Source organism: Desulfosporosinus sp. FKB, assembly GCF_002196705.1.
Classification (GTDB): domain Bacteria; phylum Bacillota; class Desulfitobacteriia; order Desulfitobacteriales; family Desulfitobacteriaceae; genus Desulfosporosinus.
In genome coordinates, this window is record NZ_NADJ01000008.1 from 1 (window position 1) to 23,812 (window position 23,812).

At 40.9% G+C, this 23,812-nt stretch carries 21 protein-coding genes; 20 read left to right on the forward strand and 1 reads right to left on the reverse strand.

The annotated features are described in order from the left end of the window. The 12 genes from B5Y67_RS01040 to B5Y67_RS01095 all read left to right on the forward strand — a co-directional run. Nucleotides 1–614, forward strand: a 614-nt coding sequence (locus B5Y67_RS01040) for a proton-conducting transporter membrane subunit (protein WP_282432740.1), incomplete at its 5' end; no start/stop codon positions are given. A 221-nt stretch (nucleotides 615–835) separates the two neighbouring features. Then, nucleotides 836–1,195 (forward strand): YraN family protein, encoded by a 360-nt coding sequence (locus tag B5Y67_RS01045; RefSeq protein WP_088224740.1) that lies wholly within the window; start codon nucleotides 836–838, stop codon nucleotides 1,193–1,195. Between the two features lie 103 nt (nucleotides 1,196–1,298). Beyond that, nucleotides 1,299–1,988, forward strand: a complete 690-nt coding sequence (locus B5Y67_RS01050) for a response regulator transcription factor (RefSeq protein WP_088224741.1) — start codon at nucleotides 1,299–1,301, stop codon at nucleotides 1,986–1,988. Further along, complete coding sequence (locus tag B5Y67_RS01055) at nucleotides 1,988–3,820, forward strand: ATP-binding protein (RefSeq protein WP_088224742.1); 1,833 nt, start codon at nucleotides 1,988–1,990, stop codon at nucleotides 3,818–3,820. The genes B5Y67_RS01050 and B5Y67_RS01055 overlap by 1 nt, the downstream gene beginning before the upstream one ends. A gap of 82 nt (nucleotides 3,821–3,902) precedes the next feature. Next, nucleotides 3,903–5,471: a YifB family Mg chelatase-like AAA ATPase gene (locus B5Y67_RS01060; RefSeq protein ID WP_140419029.1), complete on the forward strand. Its 1,569-nt coding sequence runs from the start codon at nucleotides 3,903–3,905 to the stop codon at nucleotides 5,469–5,471. Between the two features lie 165 nt (nucleotides 5,472–5,636). Continuing rightward, a complete protein-coding gene (gene phnD / locus B5Y67_RS01065) occupies nucleotides 5,637–6,563 on the forward strand; it encodes a phosphate/phosphite/phosphonate ABC transporter substrate-binding protein (RefSeq protein ID WP_088224743.1) in 927 nt (308 codons plus the stop codon). A 40-nt stretch (nucleotides 6,564–6,603) separates the two neighbouring features. Then, nucleotides 6,604–8,091, forward strand: a complete 1,488-nt coding sequence (locus B5Y67_RS01070) for a sensor histidine kinase (RefSeq protein ID WP_170932545.1) — start codon at nucleotides 6,604–6,606, stop codon at nucleotides 8,089–8,091. Beyond that, nucleotides 8,060–8,707 (forward strand): response regulator transcription factor, encoded by a 648-nt coding sequence (locus B5Y67_RS01075; protein ID WP_088224745.1) that lies wholly within the window; start codon nucleotides 8,060–8,062, stop codon nucleotides 8,705–8,707. The genes B5Y67_RS01070 and B5Y67_RS01075 overlap by 32 nt, the downstream gene beginning before the upstream one ends. 369 nt (nucleotides 8,708–9,076) lie before the next feature. Then, nucleotides 9,077–9,700 (forward strand): universal stress protein, encoded by a 624-nt coding sequence (locus B5Y67_RS01080; protein ID WP_088224746.1) that lies wholly within the window; start codon nucleotides 9,077–9,079, stop codon nucleotides 9,698–9,700. Nucleotides 9,701–9,873: 173 nt separating this feature from the next. Next, nucleotides 9,874–10,473: a chromate transporter gene (locus tag B5Y67_RS01085; protein ID WP_088224747.1), complete on the forward strand. Its 600-nt coding sequence runs from the start codon at nucleotides 9,874–9,876 to the stop codon at nucleotides 10,471–10,473. Further along, a complete protein-coding gene (locus tag B5Y67_RS01090; protein ID WP_088224748.1) occupies nucleotides 10,470–11,015 on the forward strand; it encodes a chromate transporter in 546 nt (181 codons plus the stop codon). Before B5Y67_RS01085 ends, B5Y67_RS01090 begins: the two co-directional genes overlap by 4 nt. Before the next feature lie 756 nt (nucleotides 11,016–11,771). Further along, complete coding sequence (locus tag B5Y67_RS01095; RefSeq protein WP_088224749.1) at nucleotides 11,772–12,578, forward strand: undecaprenyl-diphosphate phosphatase; 807 nt, start codon at nucleotides 11,772–11,774, stop codon at nucleotides 12,576–12,578. A 248-nt stretch (nucleotides 12,579–12,826) separates the two neighbouring features. Here B5Y67_RS01095 and B5Y67_RS01100 read toward each other — a convergent pair whose 3' ends face one another. Then, complete coding sequence (locus B5Y67_RS01100) at nucleotides 12,827–14,113, reverse strand: Nramp family divalent metal transporter (protein ID WP_088224750.1); 1,287 nt, start codon at nucleotides 14,111–14,113, stop codon at nucleotides 12,827–12,829. A gap of 165 nt (nucleotides 14,114–14,278) precedes the next feature. On the opposite strand from B5Y67_RS01100, the gene B5Y67_RS01105 reads away from it, so the two are divergent. From B5Y67_RS01105 to B5Y67_RS01140, 8 genes are all read left to right on the forward strand, one after another. Then, the gene (locus B5Y67_RS01105; RefSeq protein WP_088224751.1) at nucleotides 14,279–14,698 is read left to right on the forward strand and encodes an iron dependent repressor, metal binding and dimerization domain protein; all 420 of its coding nucleotides are present in this window, start codon (nucleotides 14,279–14,281) and stop codon (nucleotides 14,696–14,698) included. Nucleotides 14,699–15,070: 372 nt separating this feature from the next. Further along, entirely contained in the window at nucleotides 15,071–15,730 is a 660-nt protein-coding gene (locus tag B5Y67_RS01110; protein WP_088224752.1) for a TetR/AcrR family transcriptional regulator, read from the forward strand. Nucleotides 15,731–15,736: 6 nt separating this feature from the next. Continuing rightward, on the forward strand, nucleotides 15,737–16,807 hold the full coding sequence (locus B5Y67_RS01115; protein WP_088224824.1) for an efflux RND transporter periplasmic adaptor subunit: 1,071 nt from the start codon (nucleotides 15,737–15,739) through the stop codon (nucleotides 16,805–16,807). A gap of 2 nt (nucleotides 16,808–16,809) precedes the next feature. Beyond that, nucleotides 16,810–17,517, forward strand: coding sequence for an ABC transporter ATP-binding protein (locus B5Y67_RS01120; protein ID WP_088224753.1), 708 nt, complete (start codon nucleotides 16,810–16,812; stop codon nucleotides 17,515–17,517). Beyond that, complete coding sequence (locus B5Y67_RS01125; protein ID WP_088224754.1) at nucleotides 17,510–18,673, forward strand: ABC transporter permease; 1,164 nt, start codon at nucleotides 17,510–17,512, stop codon at nucleotides 18,671–18,673. The genes B5Y67_RS01120 and B5Y67_RS01125 overlap by 8 nt, the downstream gene beginning before the upstream one ends. A 1-nt stretch (nucleotide 18,674) precedes the next feature. Continuing rightward, entirely contained in the window at nucleotides 18,675–19,883 is a 1,209-nt protein-coding gene (locus B5Y67_RS01130) for an ABC transporter permease (protein ID WP_088224755.1), read from the forward strand. Between the two features lie 301 nt (nucleotides 19,884–20,184). Continuing rightward, nucleotides 20,185–21,633 carry an MFS transporter gene (locus B5Y67_RS01135; protein WP_088224756.1) on the forward strand — a complete coding sequence of 483 codons (1,449 nt, stop codon included), beginning with the start codon at nucleotides 20,185–20,187 and terminating at the stop codon, nucleotides 21,631–21,633. A 239-nt stretch (nucleotides 21,634–21,872) separates the two neighbouring features. Further along, the gene (locus B5Y67_RS01140; RefSeq protein ID WP_140419030.1) at nucleotides 21,873–23,387 is read left to right on the forward strand and encodes a methyl-accepting chemotaxis protein; all 1,515 of its coding nucleotides are present in this window, start codon (nucleotides 21,873–21,875) and stop codon (nucleotides 23,385–23,387) included. Nucleotides 23,388–23,812 lie beyond the last annotated feature (425 nt).

Genomic DNA, 23,812 nt, shown 5'->3' on the forward strand with positions numbered 1-23,812 from the left:
TTCTGGCAGCCCTGACGATGATTATCGGGAACTTAGTCGCCATACCGCAGACGAATATTAAGCGGCTTCTTGCTTATTCGAGTATTGCCCAAGCAGGATATCTGATGGTTGGCATCATCTCCGAGTCAATTCCCGGTGTCAAAGGCGTACTCTTTTATGCGATGATTTATGTCTTTGCTAATATGGGGGCCTTTGCCGTGGCGACGCATGTTTCCGAAAAACAAGGCAGCGACGAAATTCAGGATTTTGCCGGGTTGGCTCGCAGGTCTCCCCTGGCAGCAGTAGTTATGACGGCTTCCTTGTTGTCCTTAGCAGGGATTCCGCCTTTGGCAGGGTTTGTCGGGAAATTTTATCTCTTCTCTGCCGTCATGGGTCAAGGCTATACAGCGATCGCCTATATCGGTTTTGTCATGAGTATGGTGTCCGTTTATTATTATCTTTCGGTTGTTAAAGTCATGTTCCTTGGAGAGGGTGAAGGACTTCCTGATATTCCTGTTCATGGGGCAGTCAAATTCACAATGTTATTCACGATGATTATTACTATCGCTATTGGGATTTATCCAACTCCCTTGGCCCAAATGGCTATAGCGGCAGCACAAAGTTTAGTTCAATAGGAACTAAGGTCCACCATTATTTGGGCTCTGTTCCCTGTATTATCATTTAAGAGGTTCTCAGTCATTCTGAGAGCCTCTTTTTTCGTGGGTTCAGAAAGCAAATCTAACCTGCCGCAGGCCAGGTGGCCGCTAAGAATTTGTTTTGAGAGGACTTGCAGAAAGGACTTCCGATCAAGGACAAAGAATTACATGATATTGCGCTCTGAAAGGAGTGAATTATCATCGGAATCAAGAAAAATAGCTTGGGAAGATCTGGGGAAGAATTGGCTGTTCATTCTGTGACAGCATCAGGATTAAGAGTCCTTAAGCGGAACTATCGCTGCCCAAAAGGAGAAATGGATATTATTGCCGAAGATCAAGAGACATTAGTGTTTATTGAGGTGCGGACTCGCAGTTCCGCGTATAGGGGATGGGGCGAGGAGAGCATCACCTCTCAGAAGGCACAGCGTCTTAGGTCAATAGCAGCTTATTATATCCTGCAGCAAGGGTATGCAAACTGGCCGGAAATGCGAATCGATGTCATTGCCATACGATGGCTGGGAGATAATCCGGATCTTATGTGGATAAAAGGAGCTTTATAATATTCTTCATCTAATTTTCACAAAATAACCATGATAACGTGGTAAACTAAAAATGAATACCCAAGAAAAATCTTGCATCAAGTTTTCAAAGGGGAGTTATAACGTGGATCCAATTCTAATTGTTGATGATGAAGAACGAATTCGTAGTTTGGTTAGATTGTACCTTGAACGGGAAGGGTTCTCTGTTGAAGAGGCAGAGGATGGCAGTGTTGCCCTGTCTAAATTTAAAGCAGGCCAATTCTCTTTATTAATTGTTGATCTAATGATGCCTGATGTTGATGGCTGGCGGGTTTGCCGTGAAATACGCGAAAGCTCAGGGATTCCCATTATTATGCTGACGGCACGCGGGGAAGAGTTTGATCGTGTCCTAGGCTTGGAACTGGGTGCAGACGATTATTTAGTCAAGCCATTCAGTACGAAAGAATTAGTCGCCAGAGTTAAGGCACTTCTGCGCCGGTCCAGCGGTCAGCTGCATACAGTTTCTTCGGAAATAACTATTGGCTTGCTCAACATTGATAAAGAAAGGCATCGCGTCACAATTGGCGAAGAGGTGATAAACTTAACCCCTTTGGAGTTCGATTTACTCTATTTTCTCGCCAAAAATCGGGGAAGAGTTTTTTCCCGCGAGCAGCTCATGGAAACGGTATGGGGATATGATTTTTATGGAGATGCTCGTACAGTGGATACCCATGTAAAAAAATTAAGGGAAAAATTGGCCCATCCTACTATTAAAAAAATGCTGGTTACAGTATGGGGTGTTGGTTATAAATTTGATCCGGATATGGTGTCCTGATGAAATGGAGAAAACGGCGTTCTTGGACCATCTCTATAAAACTTTGGATGGCTATGACACTCTTGATTCTTGTTGTCCTGGGAGGATTAGGAGTTACTATTACTTGGCTGTTCGGGGATTTCTATTTGCACCAAAAACTTGATTCTCTTCAAACTGAAGCAACAGAAGTTTCGGCCCAATTAGCTTCGATTCCTAGCTGGAGTGAACGTTTAAGCTTATTGGAAACCTTTAAACTTACTTCAGGCACCCAGCTGGTTTTACTTGATCCTCAAGGAAATATCCTTGTGATCGCGGGATCAACATCAAGTAAAAATCAAGGAATTGGACTTAGAGGACCTATCGGCGAGATTAATGGGTTACTTGGGGGCTGGACGCGATCCTTGCTCCCTTCTGATTTTTTTTCCGACGACAATTTAGCGCAAGTCCTTGCCGGCAATACCATCTCGATTAAAGCTCTGCCCGCCAGCGGGGAGGGTCAAGCCATGCTCATAGCGGCAGCACCTGTCGGAGCAAAACCAGTGCAAGCCGTTGTTTTGCTGGGCAGTTCACCAATTCCTATCCAAGAAAGTATCGCAACCTTTCGGCGCTTGATTGTTTATGCGTCCTTAATTGCAGTGTTTCTCGCCACGATAGTCAGCCTCATTTTTGCCAGGCAAGTAACGAGGCCTCTTGCTTTGATGCAACGAAGTGCTTCGAGAATGGCAAAAGGCGATTTTTTGCCGATCCAGGGAGTAACCAGTCAAGATGAAATTGGAGAACTGGCTGAAGTTTTCAATTCTATGGGGGAAAGTTTAAAAAACCATATGGAATGGCTTTCGCAGCAAAAAAACCTGCTTCAGGGTATTATTGAAAGTATTAGTGATGCCGTAGTCATGTTAGGCTGTGATGGGTCGATACTTTATGCCAATGACACGGCAAAAGCATTATGGCAAGAGCAAGAGGTGGAACTCCAAGATCGGAAACTTCAAATTATTAATTTTTTGCAGGCTATGAGAGAAACCGAAGAGCAAGCTGAAAATTACGGAACTCTTACGTTAGGGCTTCAAGTCCTTCAGGTAATCATGGCGCCTATGACAGAGACAGAGGGATTTCGAGGACATGTTGCCGTTCTTCGCGATATAACTGCCTCACTGCGGGCGGAAAAGGCAAGACGTGAATTTTTGGCCAGTGTCACCCATGAACTAAGAACTCCGCTCCATCTTATTCAAGGGTACTTAGAGGCAATCCAGGATGATGTGATACCTAAGAACGAACGGGGAGAATATATTGACTTGGTCTTGGAAGAAGCGAAACGTTTAGCCCGTTTAGTTAAAGATCTGCAAGACATTAATTGGCTGGAGCGGGGACAGAGTTTACAGCCGGTTGTCTTAGATCTGGAGAGCTTTCTAAGTGAAGTTTACCAACGTTTTCAGGGCAGAGCTCAAGATTTAGGCTTAACGTTGGAAGTCGCCAAAGGTTCGGGAAAAGTCATGTCGGATCCAGATCGCCTTTTACAGGTATTTATTAATCTTTTGGACAATGCAATGCGCCATACCCCGCAGGGTAAAACGGTTCGGGTACTTTTTGAAGATCATGAAAATCATGTCCGATTTGCTATCCAAGATGAAGGAGAGGGGATTCCGCGCGAAGCGCTGCCCTATATCTTCGATCGCTTTTTCCGGGTTAATAAAGCACGCACTAGAAAAGACGGAGGAATGGGACTAGGTTTAGCGATAGTTCGTCAAATTGTAGAAGCTCATGGAGGACAGATAAAAGTGGAAAGCGACATGGGAAAAGGGACGACCTTCCTAATAACATTGCCCAAAGATTTCAATGGCCCCTCCTTAGAATAAGATGTATTTTTTTGATTATTCTGGAAGGAATAAAGACTCTTGGAGCGAACATTTTACTATTGCCTTTTTGGGGGAGAGTGTGATGTTCGCTTCAATTTACGGAATGACTGTTTTAGGATTACATGCTCACTTAATTCGAGTAGAAGTTGATGTGTCTAACGGCTTACCTAGCTTTGAGATCGTAGGGTTAGCAACCACTGCTGTTCGAGAAGCTCGAGACCGAGTGCGCTCTGCGATACGAAACTCAGGTTACCAGTTTCCCTTACAGCGGGTCACGGTTAATTTGGCTCCGGCAGATTTGCGGAAACAGGGATCAGGACTTGATCTGCCAATTGCCCTTGGGATTCTCGCAGCAACAAATCAATACCGTGGCGCCTGCCTGGATCATTATGTATTTACAGGAGAATTGTCTTTGGAGGGATCTTTAAGGCCCGTTCCAGGCGTGTTAACCATGGCTATTTCACTGTATCGGGATAATCAACAGTATGAATCAGAATCGACAAGGAAGACAAGGGAGCTCTCCCTGATAATTTCTCCAGAGAATCTGGCCGAAGCCCGCCTCGTGACAGGATTAGAAACCCACAGCGCCTCAACCTTAAAACAACTCATTGCGGCTTTAGAGGGTGACCATGATTTTGAAGATGAAGGGATACCTCAAGGATCTCCTGGCGAAGAAATAGCTCATGGAAGTCAGGTTGATTGGACAGATATTCACGGACAGCAACATGTAAAACGGGCTTTGGAGATTGCAGCGGCAGGGGGCCACAATGTTATTCTAGTGGGTCCGCCGGGATCGGGTAAGACACTGCTCGCCAAGGCCTACTCAGGAATACTTCCTTTATTAAGCGAGAGTGAGAGCCTTGAAGTAACGCAGCTCTACAGCGTCTGTGGCTTGCAGCCTTGCAATGGTTCTTTAGTTCAGTATCGCCCTTTTCGCAGCCCTCACCACACCATTACAAAAGTCGGGATGATTGGCGGAGGGCGTGATTTGCGCCCGGGTGAATTAAGCTTTGCCAATTATGGTGTTCTATTTCTGGACGAGCTGCCTGAGTTTTCCCGTGAAGTTTTAGAATGTCTTCGCCAGCCTTTGGAAGACCGGGAATTGACAATATCACGTCAATCAGGCAGTATTACCTATCCCGCTCACGTTAGTGTCATTGCTAGTATGAATCCGTGTCCCTGCGGTTTTTTTAGTGATCCAGCCAGAGAGTGCCGTTGTACGCCTTTGCAGATTCAAAACTATCGAGGGAGGATTTCCGGCCCCCTTTTAGATCGCTTTGATATGCATATTGAAGTGCCACGGCTGAATTACTCGGAATTAAGGAAGGTCAGCGGTTCCCAAGAATCCTCGGAAATGGTGAGAAAGCGAGTGATAGCTGCTCGGGAAAGACAGTGGGCCAGGCTTGGACCCGCAAAAACTAATGCCGAGGTGACTGCGAAGGAAAGTAAGGAATTTGGTCGCTTAACTCCAAGAGGAGAGGCCCTTTTGCAGCGGGTTTTTGATGGACAGGGCTTAAGTGCTCGAGCTCATGACCGGATTTTAAGAGTAGCTCGTACAATTGCCGATCTCGGAGGCTCCGCCGCTATACGTCCGGAGCATTTGGCTGAAGCTATACAGTATCGTGCTCTGGACAAACGGTTACAGTTATAAGTAAGAAAAGAAAAGTTAAATCTTGTTATACTGCTTGAAAGGAGTCGCCGTCTTGATCTAAGGTGGCTTTTTTCATTTCTCTGACAAGTATGTTTAAGGTTTGGAATTTCCTTGATGCTATAGACATGTTATACTCTAAATACTTGAGAGAGGTGAAAACAATAAATGCTGCGAAAAAAATTGTGGTTTGCAACGATATTAACTCTCCTGGTGGTGCTATTTGTTGTCGGCTGTCAAAAGACAAATCCTATTAAAGTTGATCTTCAAAAAACTGTTTCTGCGGATCAATTGAAACAAATGGTTAAGTCTAAAACTAATTATTATTATGTTGGTTTTGATTGGAGATTAAGTCCCAGTGAGGATGTCAAACGATACACACCATTATTGAATTACCTAGAGCGACAAACAGGGTATAATTTTAGATTAAGGGTGTTCCCTCAAAATGTAGATATAGCCAAAGAAATGGGCGAAGGACAGGTTCAGTTTTCAATTATAGGCCCCTTGAGTGTACTTCGTGCTGAAAAGTATGGAGTCAAGAGCTTGGTCATTGGAATCACTGAGAACGGAACTTCAAGTTATCGCACAATGATTGTCACCCAACGTGATAGTTCTATTAATAAAATTCAAGATTTGCATGGACGCACATTAGCCTTCAGTTCCAGGACTTCAACCCAAGGATATCTTATTCCACGAATTATGCTTGCACAAGCGAAGATTGATCTAAGCGATTTAGCCTCTTTTGAGTCTTTTCAATCTTATGAGGATGCGGCGAATGCAGTGCTTGGCGGCCGTTTTGACGCTGCGGCACTGCAGGATACTTTAGCAGAAAAACTAGCTGCTCAAGGCTTAGTGAAGATTATAGCGGTATCTGATTATTTCCCAAGCGGAGGTATAGCGGTTGCTTCCGGAATCGATTCGGTAACAGCGGCTGCCGTCCAAAAAGCCTTACTTAATTTTCAACCTCAAGGGAAAGACCGTGATGGCCTATACCAATGGAATAACTCAGAAATGCCCAAAGGGTTTGCTGCACTGGAAGGAGACCCTTATGCTGTTTATCGTCCTTGGATTAAGAAATTTGGTCTGCTTAATTAAAACATCAATTAAACCAAGCCAAATGAGAGGTAGAATTGAGATGCGGCTTAGTCATAAAATTATCTATATGACATCAGGAATTGTGGTTGTTATGGGCCTGGTGACTATAATCGCAATTAACGGTATTGTAAAAAGCGCGGTGCGCAGCAGTATTGAACAAAATGGAGTTGTATTAGCTAATAATACTTCGAGCAATGTTGCAGATCAGTATTTGGACGGAGAACTGTTAACTGTCAAAAGTGTTTTGAAGAACCAAATAGATAGCAATAAATATATAGCGTATGCCTATATTCTTAATAGAGATAACGGTTCGGAGATCGATACATTTCAGCAAGGGTTTCCGGGGGGATTAGTCCTAGCAGATCCGCTGGCGAAAGGCCATACATATGTCACTAAACTGTTAAATATTAATGGTAACGTGGTATTAGATACCGGCGTGCCCTTAGTGAGGGGACTAAATAGTATTGAATTGCATATCGGCTTGACTGAGAGCGCTTTGCTTCAGCCTATTTCAAATATTTCTTGGATGATAGCATTATTGACGCTGATCGGTATAATAATAGGGAATCTGGCTGCTCTAGTCTTGAGCCGCTTCATTACAGGCCCTTTGGAAACTTTAAGCAGGCAGGCAGTTCGAATTGGAGAAGGAAATCTAGACGGTGAAATTCGCCTCAACAGCAAAGATGAGGTGGGACACTTAGCCCAGTGTTTTAATCTAATGACATCTCAGCTTAAAGAGACTATTCAGGCACTGCAAAAGCGCAATCAAGAACTGTCCCTATTATCGCAAAAACTTGGAGAGCGTGAAGATCTTTTGGAAAAGCTATGGCATCAAGTTATTTCTGCTCAAGAAGAGGAAAGAAAACGGATTGCCCGGGAGCTCCATGACGAAACAACTCAGTCGATAGCAGCGATCACGATTGGTTTGAAAACAGCAGAAGAAATTCTCCCTAATGATCACCAAAAGGGTATATATTTTTTAGAGCAAGTTCGTAATATTGCTGGACAGGTTGTCAAAGAATTGCACAATATCGTGTATGATTTGAGGCCGACTATTTTAGATGATCTTGGCTTAGTACCTGCCTTGCGTTGGTATGCCGAAAGTCGTCTGAGCCCCAGAGGAGTGGAGTTCGAGTTACATACGGAGGGTATCGACAGCCGCTTTCCAACTGAAACGGAGACAACACTATTCCGCGTTGCTCAAGAAGCCATCAGTAATGTTTTTAAGCATGCTCAAGCACATAAGGTTATGCTAATTCTAACTCAAAAGAGCAATAGGTTAAGGATGACGATCAACGACGATGGACAGGGTTTCTCGAGTCGAGAAATGTGGAACACGACTGATAACGAAGGGCATCTCGGGCTTTTAGGAATGCGCGAAAGAGTTGGTTTATTAGGGGGAACGATTACAATAACCTCCAATATAGGTGAAGGAACTGAAATAATTGTCGACCTTGAATTGTCACAGAGAGAAATTAGAAAGGAGGGTAACTCGTTTGGAAACGATTCGACTCCTCTTGGTAGATGATCATACAATTTTTCGTGCGGGTATCCGTGTCCTTTTGGAGATGCAACCGGATTTTAAAGTAGTTGGAGAAGCAGAAGAAGGAGAAAAGGCCTTATTACTTGTTCGTGAACTTCAGCCTGAGGTTGTTCTTATGGATATTGCAATGCCAGGCGTTGATGGGTTAAGTGCGGCAAGACGCATAAAAGAGACTGCACCGATGACGAAAATTATTCTCCTTACTCAGCATGAAAATAAAGAGTATCTTCAGCCGGCACTAAAAATAGGGGCAGAGGGTTATGTTTTGAAACGAGCAGCCGCTGATGAACTTGTTATGGCTATTCGTGCAGTTCATCAAGGAAAGTCATTTCTTGATTCAAATGTAACTTCAACAATTTTGGCTGAGTACTGTCAGGACGTAAAAAATGGTACTGAAACGGATTATAGGCAACTATCGGAGAGAGAGCGAGAGATTCTTGTTATGTTAGCTCGTGGGTACACCAACCGCCAGATTGCAGAACTCCTGAAAATCAGTCCAAAAACTGTGGATTTTCATCGTGCACGGATCATGAAGAAATTAGGCATCAAAGGCAGGGTCGCTCTAGCTCAATATGCATTACGTCACGGCCTGGTTGAATAAAGCTTTTGAATATAACTAATAGAAGATCAAAAAATTCGAACCTAATATCCCTAGCAGACTTATGTCTGCTTTTTGTTTTTTTATATAAATGTTTTGTAACTAGTATTTTTCCTAGGTCAATTCAGGGGAATATTATAGTAAAACCATTGAATTTACTAGTTACCTTTGAAAGGATTATCACAGTATAATTTTGTTAAATCAAATAATTATAATTGTCTATCAAAAAAACGGACAAAAGTTAAAAAGAGGGGGTGCTTATTTATTAAAATTCAATAAATAATAATTAACCTCAGAATCATAGCAATAAATATGGAAAATACAGGCATAAAGTAAACTTTATAAGAGTTTCTATATGAAGAGGTATAGAAAATGGATAATAAACTAAAAGTTCTTCTCTATTCTGATGGCTCATATCAAGCCCTATCAGCAGCAGCTTATGCTGCAAATCTCTTACAAAATTCTCCACAAATGAATTTGACGATTCTCCGACTTCAAGAAAAAGATGGAGGTCCATTAGGCGTAAAATATAGTTGGAAAGAATTAAGGGTAAAGTGTATTAAATATTATTGGTCCTGCTCTTCGGGTGCAGAATTTAATTGGTTAGAAGGATGGGCCGTTAGTCCTGACCCGAAGTGGCTCAAAAAGATTCTTAATGAGACAGATCATGAGACCATAAAAAAATATGAAAAATTATTATATCAAACAAACAATATATTTTTGCAACGAAAACAAGACGTACAGCATCAGATATTATATTTAAATACTTGCTTTTCCGAGAAATCAAACAGGTCAGAAAGAGTTCAGGCTCTTATTGATTATGCAGAAAAGAATGCCTTTCATTTAATAATTATCGGAACACGAGGATTTTCAAAATTTAAAAGAACTAAAGTTGGCAGCTTTTCACAAGAAATTTTGGCAAAATCCAAGGTACCAACCCTTTTAATTAAAAACCTCTCTTCGGAATTTATTTACGGTTTTCTTTTAGACTCGTAATATTAAAAATTACATGACAAAATATTATGAGGATTCTAGAAGATCTAATAAGGTTGCCCTAATTTTCTTGGCAATAAATTTTTTGGGTTTAGTGAAAGAATTCCTATTCTCTTATTTCATAGTTGCTGGGAAGTTCAATTGCTTCCTCGATTGCTGGAAAGGGGAGTTTATCATTGGAAAAGAAAAGAATTAACTTTAAATTCATATTGGAAATCTTTTTTTCCTTCTTTAAAATATCACCGCTTTCATTTGGCGGAGGTTTTGCGATGATCCCTATCATGGAAGAAGAAGTGGTGCATAAAAAGAAATGGGTGAATAAAGAACAAATCATCGATATTTTTGCTATTATTCAATCATTGCCTGGGGCTATAGCAGTTAATGCTGCATCACTAGTCGGATATCAAGTCGCAGGAATTATGGGAGCTATTGCCGCCTTTTTGGGAGTAATTTTGCCTACATTTGCTATCATGGTTATATTTGGAGCTATGTTGATTACCTACCAACATAACTTTTATGTTCAAGCTGCATTGCAAGGTATAAGACCTGTAGTAGTTGCAATGATTGCCTCAGCTGCCTTTAAAATGAGCAAAGTGTCTCTGATAGATAAGACTTGCCTAGCCATTACTGTCTTAAGTATTGTGACCCTTCTATATCATAAAAGTTTGATATTTGTTGTGATTGTTTCAGGAGCTATCTTAGGGATTGTGTTTGTGAACATTAGGATAAAGCTCAACCGTCCTGTATCTCTAGTGAAGGCAAGTGAAAGAAAATGAGCATGTATGAAAGTGTGTTTGTGGCCTTTTCCAAGTTGTGGATAGTGATTTTCGGCGGCGGTTATGCTATGCTGCCGCTTTTGCAGACAGAAATGCAGACCCATGGATGGCTGAGCACGAGTCAGTTAACAGATTCGGTTGCTGTTTCAGCAATGGCTCCGGGACCCATTGCTACAAATACAGCGGCTATAGTTGGTTTCAAAATAGATGGTTTATGGGGCGCCTTGATCGCCTCAATTGCGCTTACCTTACCTTCGCTGCTAGTTATACTTTTTATAGGGAAGATACTTGCCAAAGTGCAGGAGCATCGAAATTTTAAAGCTGCATTTTATGGCTTAAGGCCCGCTATCATAGGCGTTATTATTTTTGCGGCCATTAATTTTGCGATCAGTAATCACATTATAGGTGGCAGAAATATTCTTGATATTAGAAGTACCATTTTAATGATAGCTGCTTTTGTTATTTTAATAAGAACAAAGCTACATCCTGTATATTTGATTATTGCAGCTGCACTAATTGGAATAGTATTATCCTTAATATAGCTTTTTTCACGTTCCTTTTACAAGAATTTAATTGTCACTTAATACATCTAGTTTATAATGGAAGTGGTAATAACCCATTAAAATATGCCGGCAAAAATCTTAATAGCCCTATGAGATTTGTTTTAGAGAGTGATAAATATCATAATTAAGATACCTCTCACTTTAAAAAGAAGATGTTGATCTTTCAGCTAAAAGTATCCGAAAGCATGGGTATTTATTACTCGTTATCTTTCGGATTTTTATTACGTCTCACCCCTAATAGCATTTTGATCCGTTTTTAATCAACTTATACGGCTCTCTTCGGTTAATCACAGGAGAGCAGATTATGATGGCAGCAATATCAGCCGGTTGCTCTTGATGGTTTTAGGCACATATCACTAATATTTTAAAGCAATTTTTACTGGAAAAGTGGTAAGATATATAGGTATTACATAAAGGTAACGTTAGAAAGGAGTAGAAGCCGGAGAATTTCAAAACGTGTGAATTTGACCTCAGTCAATAAGTTACTCAATGTCAATTTAACAATAGTGATGGAATTTATGTAGAATGTAGAAATAATGAATTCAAGAAATACCCCTAAATTTGGGTAAGTAAAGTCATAATAATCCTAGATTTATCCAATCGTAAGATACCCACTTCTACAAGTGGGTATGGTCCCCCACCGAAGCCCCGATGTTAAGTTTAGCTGAACGGGTTCACTTGTTTGAGAGCTTGTCAAATGATTTAGAGAGTGTATAAAAAGGAGGCTACAATAAGGTGAGTTTGATGATTAAAGCGGTTATTTTAGGCATAGTAGAAGGGATTACTGAATTTTTACCGGTTTCCTCTACCGGTCATTTAATTATCGTCAACGAATTTATTAATTTTACCGGAAATTTTGCCAAAATGTTTGATATAATTATCCAGCTTGGCGCTATTCTTTCTGTCGTTGTCTATTTTTGGCATAAGCTTTTCCCTTTTGGAAGGCATAAATCGCGACTGGAAAAAGCTGAAATATGGGACATATGGAAAAAGACCATTGTTGGAGTACTGCCTGCTTTGTTTATTGGGGCAATTTTAGGAAAACGCATTGAAGACAAATTATTTACGCCGATGGTCGTTGCCTTAGCTTTACTTATTGGCGGTATTATCTTAATCGTTATTGAAAGCAAGAACACCGGTGGAAAAATCAGTTCTATTAAACAATTAAGCTATAAGACAGCCTTGAGCATTGGTTTTATTCAGTGTTTGGCCATGATACCAGGGACTTCAAGGTCCGCAGCGACGATTATTGGAGCGATGCTTTTGGGTTCTTCGAGACTTGTAGCTGCAGAATTCTCTTTTTTCCTTGCTATTCCCACGATGGTTGCGGCATCAGGGTACTCACTCTTAAAAATAGGTTTTGGTATGACTGCAGATCAGTTGTTGTTACTGGCAATTGGCTTCGTAGTATCGTTTATCGTTGCCTTATTCGTTATTTCAGGTTTTATGAATTACATTTCCAAGAGGGATTTCAAACCATTCGGATATTACAGGATCGTTTTGGGGATTCTCGTATTGTTATATTTCAGCTTTTTAAAGTAATTTGTCTAGCAAAGCTGAATTTCGATACGGTGGGGATCCCACCCCGAAGAAGATGGTCCGGGGTACCATTTCATCTTGAAGAAGTGGGAGCCTAAAGACCGGATAAGAATAAGGTAGAATCTTAAAAAGGTGTAAATGCATACGATGGGCCGGAGTGGATTCTCCGGCCCTTTTAATTTGGGAAATTTATTTATCCAATCGTAAGACTCCCACTTCTGCAAGTGGGAGTGGTTCCCATACCTTGCTTGCTATACATTTCCCGTGAACGTCAGGTAAAGCAGAACTAAATTTAATCCTACGATAAGGCTAGTAATTATCCAGCCTACTATTTTGGTAAGAGGTTTATTGACGAAACTACCCATCAAGTCTTTGCGGCTGGTAATCATCAGCATCGGGACAATAGCGAATGGTAAGGCAAAGCTCAAAACAACTTGGCTCATGACGAGAGCATACATAGGGTTAACACCTGAAGCGATGATGAGTAACGCAGGCGTCATAGTTATTAGCCGCCGTATGTTGACAGGGATACTTAGCCCAACAAAACCTTTCATAATGGTTTGTCCGGCCATTGTACCCACTGCAGATGAGGATAAACCAGATGCCAGTAAGGCGATTCCAAAAGCGCCGCTGGATAGGATTCCCAGAAGAGGTTCCAGGGATTTATGCGCTTCTTCAATAGTATCTACAGCCATGCCATTCCTGAAAAATACTGCTGCAGCGACGACAACCATAGCAGCGTTGACAAGAAAGGCAATATTCATGGCGATGGCAATATCAATTCTCTCCATGCGCAGGTGTTTTCGCTTCTCTTCCTCTGTTTTATCCCTATTTCTGGCTTGCACTAACTGTGAGTGAAGATAGATTACATGCGGCATTACTGTTGCGCCAAGCATTCCAACGGCAATTAAGACAGCCTCACCATTGGGAAGCGATGGGACAAGAGTATGGATGCCTACCTGCGACCAGTCCGGTTTGGCCAAAAAAACTTCGAGGGTGTAAGCGATAGTAATAACTGATACTAATGTGCCAATAATCCACTCGACAACTCTTTGCCCGTATTTTTCCATATAGACAATCAAGAACGTAAGTACACCAGTGAGGAGACCGGCATAAATCATGGGAATCTTAAAGAGTAGATACAATCCCAATGTTCCGCCCAGAAACTCTGCAAGGTCTGTTGCCATGGCAGCAAATTCCGCTTCGAGCCAAAAGAACCAATTCATTTTCCGGGAGTAAATCTTCGAACACATCTCTGGCAGGTTATGACCAGTAGCAATGCCTAACTTCGCCGAAAGACTTTGTAAGAAAATGGCCATTAAATTGCTCCAAAGAATGACCCAGATAAGGCTGTAATTAAACGTTGAACCTCCGCTGATATTTGTGGCAAAGTTACCAGGATCAATGTAGGCAACGCTTACAATAAATGCCGGACCAATATATTTGAGCATACTTTTTGCTTTTGCCGCAAAAGTTTCTTTTGGCAGCGATAATGGCAATGAAAGCGATGGTCTGGATAAATTGAACCCTTCACTCATTATTTTACCTCCCATGTTACATTCGTATCGAAATTTGTTCATCCAAAAAACATACTGCTATACCTGACCGGCATAAATATAGAGAGAATGCTTTAACCCTAAGTCCGACAAGGACTCAAAGTGTATAAGGTTATAGGGACAAGGCTATCAAAGGAAGTGTCGTGTGTGCTGACACCCAGCTTGGAAGATTATTTGGAGGAGATATATCGGTTTTCCTTAAGCCAAAGCACTGTTCGGGTTTCGGATATCAGTAAAAGGCTTAACGTTGCTTTACCATCAGTTACTAAAGCCCTCTACAAATTGAGAGATGAGGGCTATATTAAATACGAACCATATGGAGAGATCAAGCTTACCGATAAGGGAAAAGAGTTTGGGGACTACTTAGTAGCGAGAAACCAATTATTGCAGGAGTTCCTTGCCCTCATATGTAGCCAATGCAATTTTGCTGCTGAGGCTGAAGCAATGGAGCACTACCTTTCAATAGCAACGATTGATGCCATTAAAACTCTGGTGGACTTCATTAAAGCGAATCCGTCCTGGCAACAAGCGTTTAATGATTTTATTAAGATTAAAGACGTAAAATAGATTTTAAGGATAAAGAGCAGGGGTATAGGATAAGCATTTAGGTGACCTCCTTATGTTATTCTTCTGGTTAACTAGGTTAGCTCTAGCTAACTTGAAGTCTTTGGTTTGAAAATAGAATACGTAAAAAATTCAAAACTGCTACTTTTGGATTTTGGCAATATTGGCCAATAAAAAATGAAGCATCGCAAAACTACTTTTATAATGTAGTAAGCGATGTATCTTGCAATATCTGGTTTCCCAGACTAATATATAAAATCACACCTACCATAAACTTCCTTGACGAATAATTGCAAACCTATTAAAATAATCTTTAATACATAAGTAACTAACTGGTTACATACTTTTTGATTCTAATGGGGGAAACAATGGATAATGGGTGCTAAAGAAAAAGGTTTTAAGAAGGTCGATGGGCGGGGACAGCGTTCTGAAGAGAGCCGAGGACGGATTTTAGATTCTGCTACAAGAATCTTTGCAGAGAAAGGACTTGATGGTGCACGAATTGATGAAATAGCGGAGGATGCGGGAATTAACAAACGTATGCTCTATCATTATTATGGCAGTAAGGAAGACCTGTATGGAGAAGTCTTACGTTTTAACTATGAAAAAATCTATACTTTAAGCAAAAATGCTTTTATATTAGCTGATGACCCAAAAGAAAATGTTACGCGGGCAGTGAGGGCTTACTTTTACTTTTTGGCTAAGAATGAGGACTTTGTACGGCTTACCAGTTGGGAAGCACTTAATGGCGGTCGGTTTGCGAAAAAGGTAATTCCGCAATTCTTTGATCTTGTTGAATTAGAGTTCGGTGACATTATTAAGGATGGCATCAAACGAAATTTCATTCGCCCGGATACGGATATTCGTCAGGTGATTGTAAGTGTGCAGGCTTTGTGTCTTGTTTATTTTAACAGACGTGAGATTGTTCAGCCTCTTTGGCAGGAAGATTTACTTTCTGAAAAAATGCTGGAGGTAAGACTACGGCATATATTGGCCCTGATTTTTGATGGAATTTTTAGTCATGAGGAGGAATAGAGAGTGATGGATGCTTTAGCAAGAATTAATTTCAAAAAACTAGGTATTTTCATTTTGTTCATGGGAATTATCGGGGGAAGTCTGGTTATTTTTAATCAGTACTTCTACAAACATCAAGTCGCTTTGGCTGATGAACAACAGAGTCTGACGGCGACAGGCACTATTGAAGCTACGGATGTGATGGCTTCGTTTAAGGTTCCAGGCAAATTAGCCAAAACATTGGTGGATGAAGGCAGTCAAGTAAAAGCAGGACAGGAAATAGCGTCCTTGGAAAGTGAAGAAATCAGTTCCGATGTTGTCACCGCCCAAGGTGCTTATAGCGCTGCTCAGGAGGACTCTCAGAGAGCGGCAGATGCGGTTCCTTTGACAAAGCAGCAAGTTGAGAGCACGATCGCTCAGACTCAAGCTAAAGTAGCCCAAGCAGAAATAGGTGTTAAAGATGCTAAACTATCCTATGACCGGGCTACAGAGCTGTTTAAAGGAGGAGCTGTTCCGCAGAAGACGCTGGATGATGCGACAAATGCTTATGATTTGGCCAACAGTAAGCTTCAGGAAGCTCAAGCTGCTCTTCAACAGGCCATGTCAGCACAGAGCAATGTAACAATCGCCCAGGCGCAATATGAGGCAGCTCAGGGTGCGGTTAAACAAGCGAGCGGAGCAGTGGATAAAGCGACAGCCTATCTTAACGATACTCATTTGCTTTCCCCGCTGACCGGCTATATTACTAAAAAGTACCTTCAGGCCGGTGAAATGTTAAATGCCGGTACTCCTGTTTATGAAATCACGGATTTAGCAAATCCATATGTGAATATTTACATTAGCGAAACTAAAATCGGACGTGTTCATTTAAATCAGGAAGCAGACGTTACAGTGGATGCTTATCCGAACCGGGTATTTAAAGGAAAGGTAGTTTTAATCAATGGAGCCGGAGAATTTGCAGTAAAAAAAGCGATAAATGACCAGTACGAACATGACATTCAAAGTTTTGAAGTTAAGATTAATTTGCCAAATCAGGATTTGGCCTTAAAGACAGGGATGACGGCAAAAGTTAAGATCGTAGAGGGGGGGGCTAAGTAAACATGGAGCCTGTAATTAGGGTTAATAATCTGGTACAGAAAATTGGCCGCAAACCCCTTTTAAATGGAATCACTTTTGAAATCATGGCCGGAGAGTGTTTGGGTATTTTTGGCACTCGAGGAGCGGGCAAGACGTCTCTAATACATATTTTAGCGGGAGTTGATCGTTATTCTTCCGGTCAGATAGAAATATATGGCTATAATATTAGAAAAACCGAGAAATTTAAACGCGATATCGGACTTGTGACTCAAGTAAACAGTTTGTTTTGTGATATGACTGTCGTTGAAAATCTTGATTTCATTGCAGCTCTAAAGAAGGCACCAAGGGCTAATGTTCTTGAAATGATTGAACGATTTAATCTTCAGGAATTTCTCTCTAAACCGGCAGCAGTTTTAGACATAGGTGCTCTGCAAAGGCTTTCCTTGGCTTGTGCAATGCTTAATCGACCGAAATTATTACTAGTTGATGAAATTATGAAAGATATCGATTTACATTCCCGCAATCTTATCTTGAGAGAGCTGGAACAATTTTTAGCAGCAGGCGGGACTTGTGTGAGCTCAATTAGTACTTTGGCTATTTGTGATTATATAGACAAAGTTGCCTGGTTAGAGGGCGGAACTATAACCCTCTATGATTTGCCAGAAGCCCAAGCGGAATGGGACAGGCAGGAGAAATATTACGCAGAACAGAGTGGTCGCTGTCATGCTTAAACAGTGTCGTGCAGTTCTAGAGCGTGAACTATTCTATATGTGGCGGGACAAGAGCTTGCGTCATATTTTGTTTATTGGTCCTTTACTTGGTCTGCTGCTGTTTGCAGGTGTCTATAGCTATCAACGAATAGGTGATATACCAACGGGGATCGTAGATCTGGATAACAGCAGCACAAGCCGGCAAGTTGTTAGTGAGCTGAAAAATACTCAAAATTTACAGGCAGCAGCCTATTTTGACAGTTTTGCTCAACTGGAGGAGTCCATTAAAAGGGGAGAAGTTATTGTTGGGGTTGTCATTCCCGAGAACTTTGGCAAAAATGTTGCCTTACATCGGCAAACTAAGGTAGCAGTATTTATTGACGGTATGAATATGGCTTATGCTACCAATGCCTCCAGCGCCATTTTGACTGTGACAAGAACTTTTGGGGCCCAAGTGGGGATTCAAACTCTAATTGCCCAGGGAATTCAGGCCAATCAAGCCCAAGAGGCCTATCAGTCCATCACTTTTCCAGAAGAAGCATGGTTTAATCCAACGTTGAATTACGCTTATTTTACGGTTTTAGGTTTTGCCTTAAATATTTGGCAGCAATGTTTGACCCTCGCTGCCTGTATGACTATTATCGGGGAGAATGGTTTGGGCAGCTGGCTTCAAATTAAAACTTCCGGAATATCTTCAGCCGTGCTTTTTTTCTGTAAATCACTGGTTCACATAGGTGTTTTTATGCTGGTTGTTTTACCGCTCTATTATTTGGCCTTTGTAGTTTTTAAGCTTCCGCTGGCCTGCGGATGGTTGAATTTATTGTCATTCACCTTGATTTTTACTATTGCCCTGCATAGTCTTGGCATGATGATGTCGAGTATTTCGCGAAACGCTGTGAATGCTACACGCTATGGAATGATTATTGCTTTGCCGGCTTTTGTAATTTCGGGTTACACCTGGCCCCTCGAAGCCATGCCGCAGTGGTTTCAGCATGCGGCTTGGCTCCTTCCTCAAACCTGGTTTTTTCAAGGGATAAATTATTTGACCTTTAAGAATCCGGGCTGGGGATTTATGAGTCACTACTATTTGGCTTTAGGATTGATGGCTGTTCTTTTCTATAGCGCAGCGGCCTTACGCCTTATGGTTGAGAATCTTTTGCCTAAGGGGGGGATATGATGTGAAACAGATTTTAAACATTGCTTACTACGAAATGATGCACATCTTAAAGGAGCGGGTTCTTTTCCTGATGATCTTTCTAGTACCGCTTCTCTACGCCTCGTTATTTGGCCTCGTCTACGTTTCAGGTATTCTGCAGCATGTACCTCTTGGGATTGTTGATCTTGATCATTCTAAGGAAAGCCGTGCTGTTGTTTCTGCTTTTGAAAATACCCCAAATTTTAAAGTCATTCCGGAAGTAAAAACGTATACAGACTTAGAAGCGGGAATGAAAACCGGTTCGGTTCGAGCAGGCGTTGTAATACCTGAAGATTATGCTCAGAAATTATCTCAGCATCAACTCACTCAGATTTTGACGATTTATGATGGGTCTAATCTCATCTATGGGTTTAATATTCGCAAGTACTTGCAACAAGTTCTTAATACCTTCAGTGCCGATCATACTGCTGCTTACCTCAGTGGTTTAGGCATGACGAAACAAGAGATCACGAACGTTATGGATACAGTATCCTACAGTATGCAGATCTGGTACAACCCAACCTTAAGTTATGCTACCTTCATCTATATGGGCTTAGCTCTTATGATTTTTCAGCAGATCGGTTTGCTTGGCATTGGTTTGACGGTGACTCGGGAGAAAGAACAGCATACTTGGGTTCAGTTTCTTTGTTCCGCCGTTTCGCCAGGGAAGATCTTTTTGGGTAAAGCTCTGCCCTATTTTATTGCCAACTTTTTTAACTATGGTTTAGTGATGTGGGTTGCAGTGCGTTTTGTTAATGTCAAGATCGAAGGTTCGGTGGGTCTGATTGTTCTCTTGGGCTTGCTTTTTGACATTATTGTTGTCTCGGCAGGCTTTGTTGTTTCCGTTTACGTTCCCAACTCTTTATTAGTAACGAGATACCTGATGCTGATTTCAGTCCCCATTTTTGTAAGTTCGGGATATTCTTGGCCCAGTACTCATATACCGAAGATCATCAATGAATTAGTTCGCCTTATGCCTTATACTTGGATGGCTGAAGGGTTTCGTTTGCTCACTGTAAAAAACTTAGGCCTTCCATATTTAATTGATAAAATTATGGTTCTAATAGTTATGGCTGCAATAAGCTTATTTTTCGCTCTGACCTTCTCGAAGAGAAGAAAACCCCCTGGCCAAACTGGTTTGGCCGTAAATGGATCGATTAGTTATCCTGATAAGTCTTGCTTGCGTTTATAGGTCGGTTAATTAACCATCGCTGATGGGTACTAATCTTTCAACCATTCTGAAGTACTTTGACTCTTTAGAACAAGGGGGGAGAGGTACTTTTCTTTATCCACACGAAAAAGGTATGATTTTGTAAACATACCTTTTTCGTGTATTATAACTATAGTAAGTACATAAAGAATAAATAATTTGAGAAATGGAGGTAAACAAAAAATAGAACCAAAGCTGAGTACCTTCTACATATGGGTTTGTCATTATAGATTCAGTATTTGGGGTAATCTAACTTCAAATGAAGTAAGAAAGAGGTTTTAGTATGGCAGCAGCAAGCATAAGAGAACATCCCAATATTCGCTGGTTTATCCTCCTGACGGTATCAGTTGGCACATTTATGTCTACGCTTGATTCAAGTATCGTAAATGTTGCTTTACCAACAATATCAACTGCCTTTAAAACAGACCTCCAAACATTACAATGGGTTGTTACAGGATATTTATTAACTATCTCAAGCCTCTTGCCAATATTCGGAAGATTGGCAGACATATTAGGCCGAAAACGTATTTTTTCAATTGGTTTTATTATCTTTACTGTAGGTTCAGCACTTTGCGGCTTATCAACAAACGTTTTTATGTTAATCGGTTTTCGCGTCTTTCAAGCCCTTGGAGCATCAATGCTTATGGCAAACTCTCAAGCTATTACAGTTGCCGCTTTTTCACCACATGAACGTGGACGAGCACTTGGATTAACAGGAACTACTGTTGCTCTCGGCTCTTTAACCGGACCAGCTTTGGGGGGAATAATAGTAGGTTTAGTGGGATGGGAATATATCTTTTACATTAATGTTCCAATCGGCATTATTGGTTTTATTGCTTCACAAATCATTTTACCTGATGATAAACCAACTGAAGAGCGTGAGCCTTTCGACGTTTATGGCGCTTTCCTTTTTTCTATTGGGATGGTCGCTCTCCTTTTTGCAATTAATAATGGTGAAGACTATGGTTGGTATTCTGCTCCCATCCTTTTAGGAATTATAGCTGGCTTTATTCTTCTTATCTCATTTTTTGTTATTGAACAAAAAGTTAAAGCGCCAATGATTAATCTTTCACTTTATAAAATAAAGCCGTTTGCCATTGGCAATATTTCGGGCTTCTTGTCGTTTGTAGCGACATTTTGCAATACTATGTTAATGCCTTTTGTTCTCCAGCACTCTTTCAATTGGTCTCCGGAAAAAATTGGACTTTTGATGGCAACGTTTCCAGTTGTTATGGCAATTATTGCTCCAACAAGCGGTTATCTGTCGGATAAAATCGGACCGGTTTTTTTAACAACCGGTGGTCTTGTAATTACTGGTATTGGCCTTTTTTTTCTGGCGACATTAAATATCAAGTCCCCTTTTTGGTACATTATGATTGGGACAATTCTCATGGGCCTTGGTTCGGGAATGTTTCAGTCGCCCAATAACAGCAGTGTAATGGGTGCTGTTCCCAGGCACATGCTGGGTACTGCCGGAGGGTTGAATGCTCTAGTTCGTAACGTAGGCATGGTGGTAGGTACAACACTGGCCGTTTCAGTCTTTGACGCACGCCAAAATAGAATATTGACTGGGTTAACAAAACCAACTCTTGTACAACAAGTTAGTGCATCTCTTTCTGCTTATCATACGGTAATGATTATTGGAGGTGTTGTTGCTCTTATTGCAGCGTTTCTTTCAATGAGTCGTAAGGGTTATCTTGCAAGTGATCTTAATAAAGTTCAACGTTCTTAATGTTAACCGCCATATTTTTTTGCCTTAAAAATATTCCCACTATGTATAGAACTTGATGAGCGCTCAAACGCTTGGAAAATGCCGGAACGTGTACAAACGTTCCGGTTATGTTATTTTTATGTAAAAAATTTTCAGATCTTAGAGGAAATCCACGGAATTACGTAGAATCGAAAAAGAGTATTATAAAAAATTAATGCAAATAAGTAATTAATCAGATTTGGTAAATCATAGAAAAGGAGATGTTTTGTTTGCCTATTTTCTCCAAAAAACCTTGTTACGAAGCGGACTATATTCTTAAATACGTGGAAAAAACGTTAAATGGCTTGAAGGTCGAGGAACCAAAGGTTGAATATCCGATTCATATATCATTTTTAAACTATTTTCGGCGGCTTTTTGATAATGAAAAACAAATGGGGGCCTCAACAAGAGAACTTTTATCAATTACCGCATCGTTAAGCAGTTTTGATGTTGATATGTCGCATATTTCAAGCAAATTAATTGATTTTGCTAAGGAAATGTCTGTCCTTAGTGAATCAAATTTAGCGGTTGTTGAGGAAACAAATGCTGGAATGTCGGAAGTTAATAATACCGTGCAAAACACTTCGGAAACTCTTTCTCAACTATCTGAAGCATCGGCACAGTTAGTAAAGGGTAATCAAAACAGTCTTCAGGAACTAAAAGAGGTTAACCAGTTAAAAGAAGAAGTTATGGTTGACGCTGGTATTATGAGCGAAAAGGTTGATCAATTAGTTGATATGGCCAATAAGGTAAACGAGATTGTGCATGGAGTGGGAGAGATCGCAGAACAGACTAATTTACTGGCTTTAAATGCTTCGATAGAAGCGGCTAGGGCAGGTGAAAACGGAAGAGGATTTGCAGTCGTCGCGGAAGAAATACGGAAACTTGCCGACAATACCAAGCAGAGCCTTGAAGGCATGAAAAATTTTATGGCAAGCATCCAGAAAGCGGCTCAAGAGGGCAAACAAAGTATGGATAATACTATTTCCTTAACGGAAAAGATGAGTAATAAAATTGAAGTAATTACGGGTACTATGGAACAAGATGTTAGTATGCTGCAAACTACGATTACTGATGTGCAGCTAATAAGTGAGGCTATGGACGGAATTAGGACTTCAACGCAGGAAATTAACCAAGCAATGGATGTTTCCAGCCGAGAAGCAGAAAAGCTTACTCAAATGACCCAAGTAATTCATCAAGATGCTATAATAAGCGCAGATTATGCTAAGAAAATCTCTCAAATTGACGAGCAGCTTTCAGATATTGTGAAAAAGCAAATGAAGTCTTTACATGGAACAGTAAATGCAATGACGAACGATGAGTTTTTAGACAACATCCAAAAAGCTAAAATTGCCCATGATGCTTGGCTGAAAAATTTGAAGCGCATTGCGGAGGAAATGGTCGTTTACCCTTTGCAAACGAATTCAGCTAAGTGTGCTTTTGGTCATTTCTATCAATCAATGAATGTAACCCATCCAGCTATTAAAGATGAGTGGAAAGCGATTGATGCTGTTCATGATGAATTTCATAAACTTGGTGAACGCGTGATTGACGTTGTTAATAAAAAACAGCAGTCTACGGCTCTGGAATTGTATCAACAGGCTGAAGTTCTTTCGAATGAGATTTTCAGGTGTCTGGATGCTATTATAGAGAAAGTTGAAGAACTAACTAAACAAGGTACAACGTTGTTTGCAGGAAAAATGGAGGAAGCTTGTTCTGAGTGTGCTGCATGCTAATCGAAAGACATTAATTAATGAGTTAAATGCGGTTGCTATAGTAATAGTTGTTAATATGGGAACCACTCCCACTTGGAGAAGTGGGAGTCTTACGATGTGCGCCACGCATGGATGAACTTAATACAAGCCTGAAGTTAGGTCCCTCGAAAAGGAGGACCAACTTCAGGCTTAATTCTTACCCTGAAACAACTACTCAAATCGATCAACTTGTAAAACAGTCAGATGCAGCGCTTAATAACGCCAAAAGAAACGGGAGAAATAGAGTTGTTGCTGCAATGAGGCAACAATAAGTTCCTGAAATCAAATCGCTTTTTTATACAAAAGTCAGGCCGATATTTAGTTGTCGGCTTGACTTTTCAGGTTTCAGAAGGAACAATCATATCAAATTTCTTTGACGTGAATATCTTTGATATTCATGAATACTT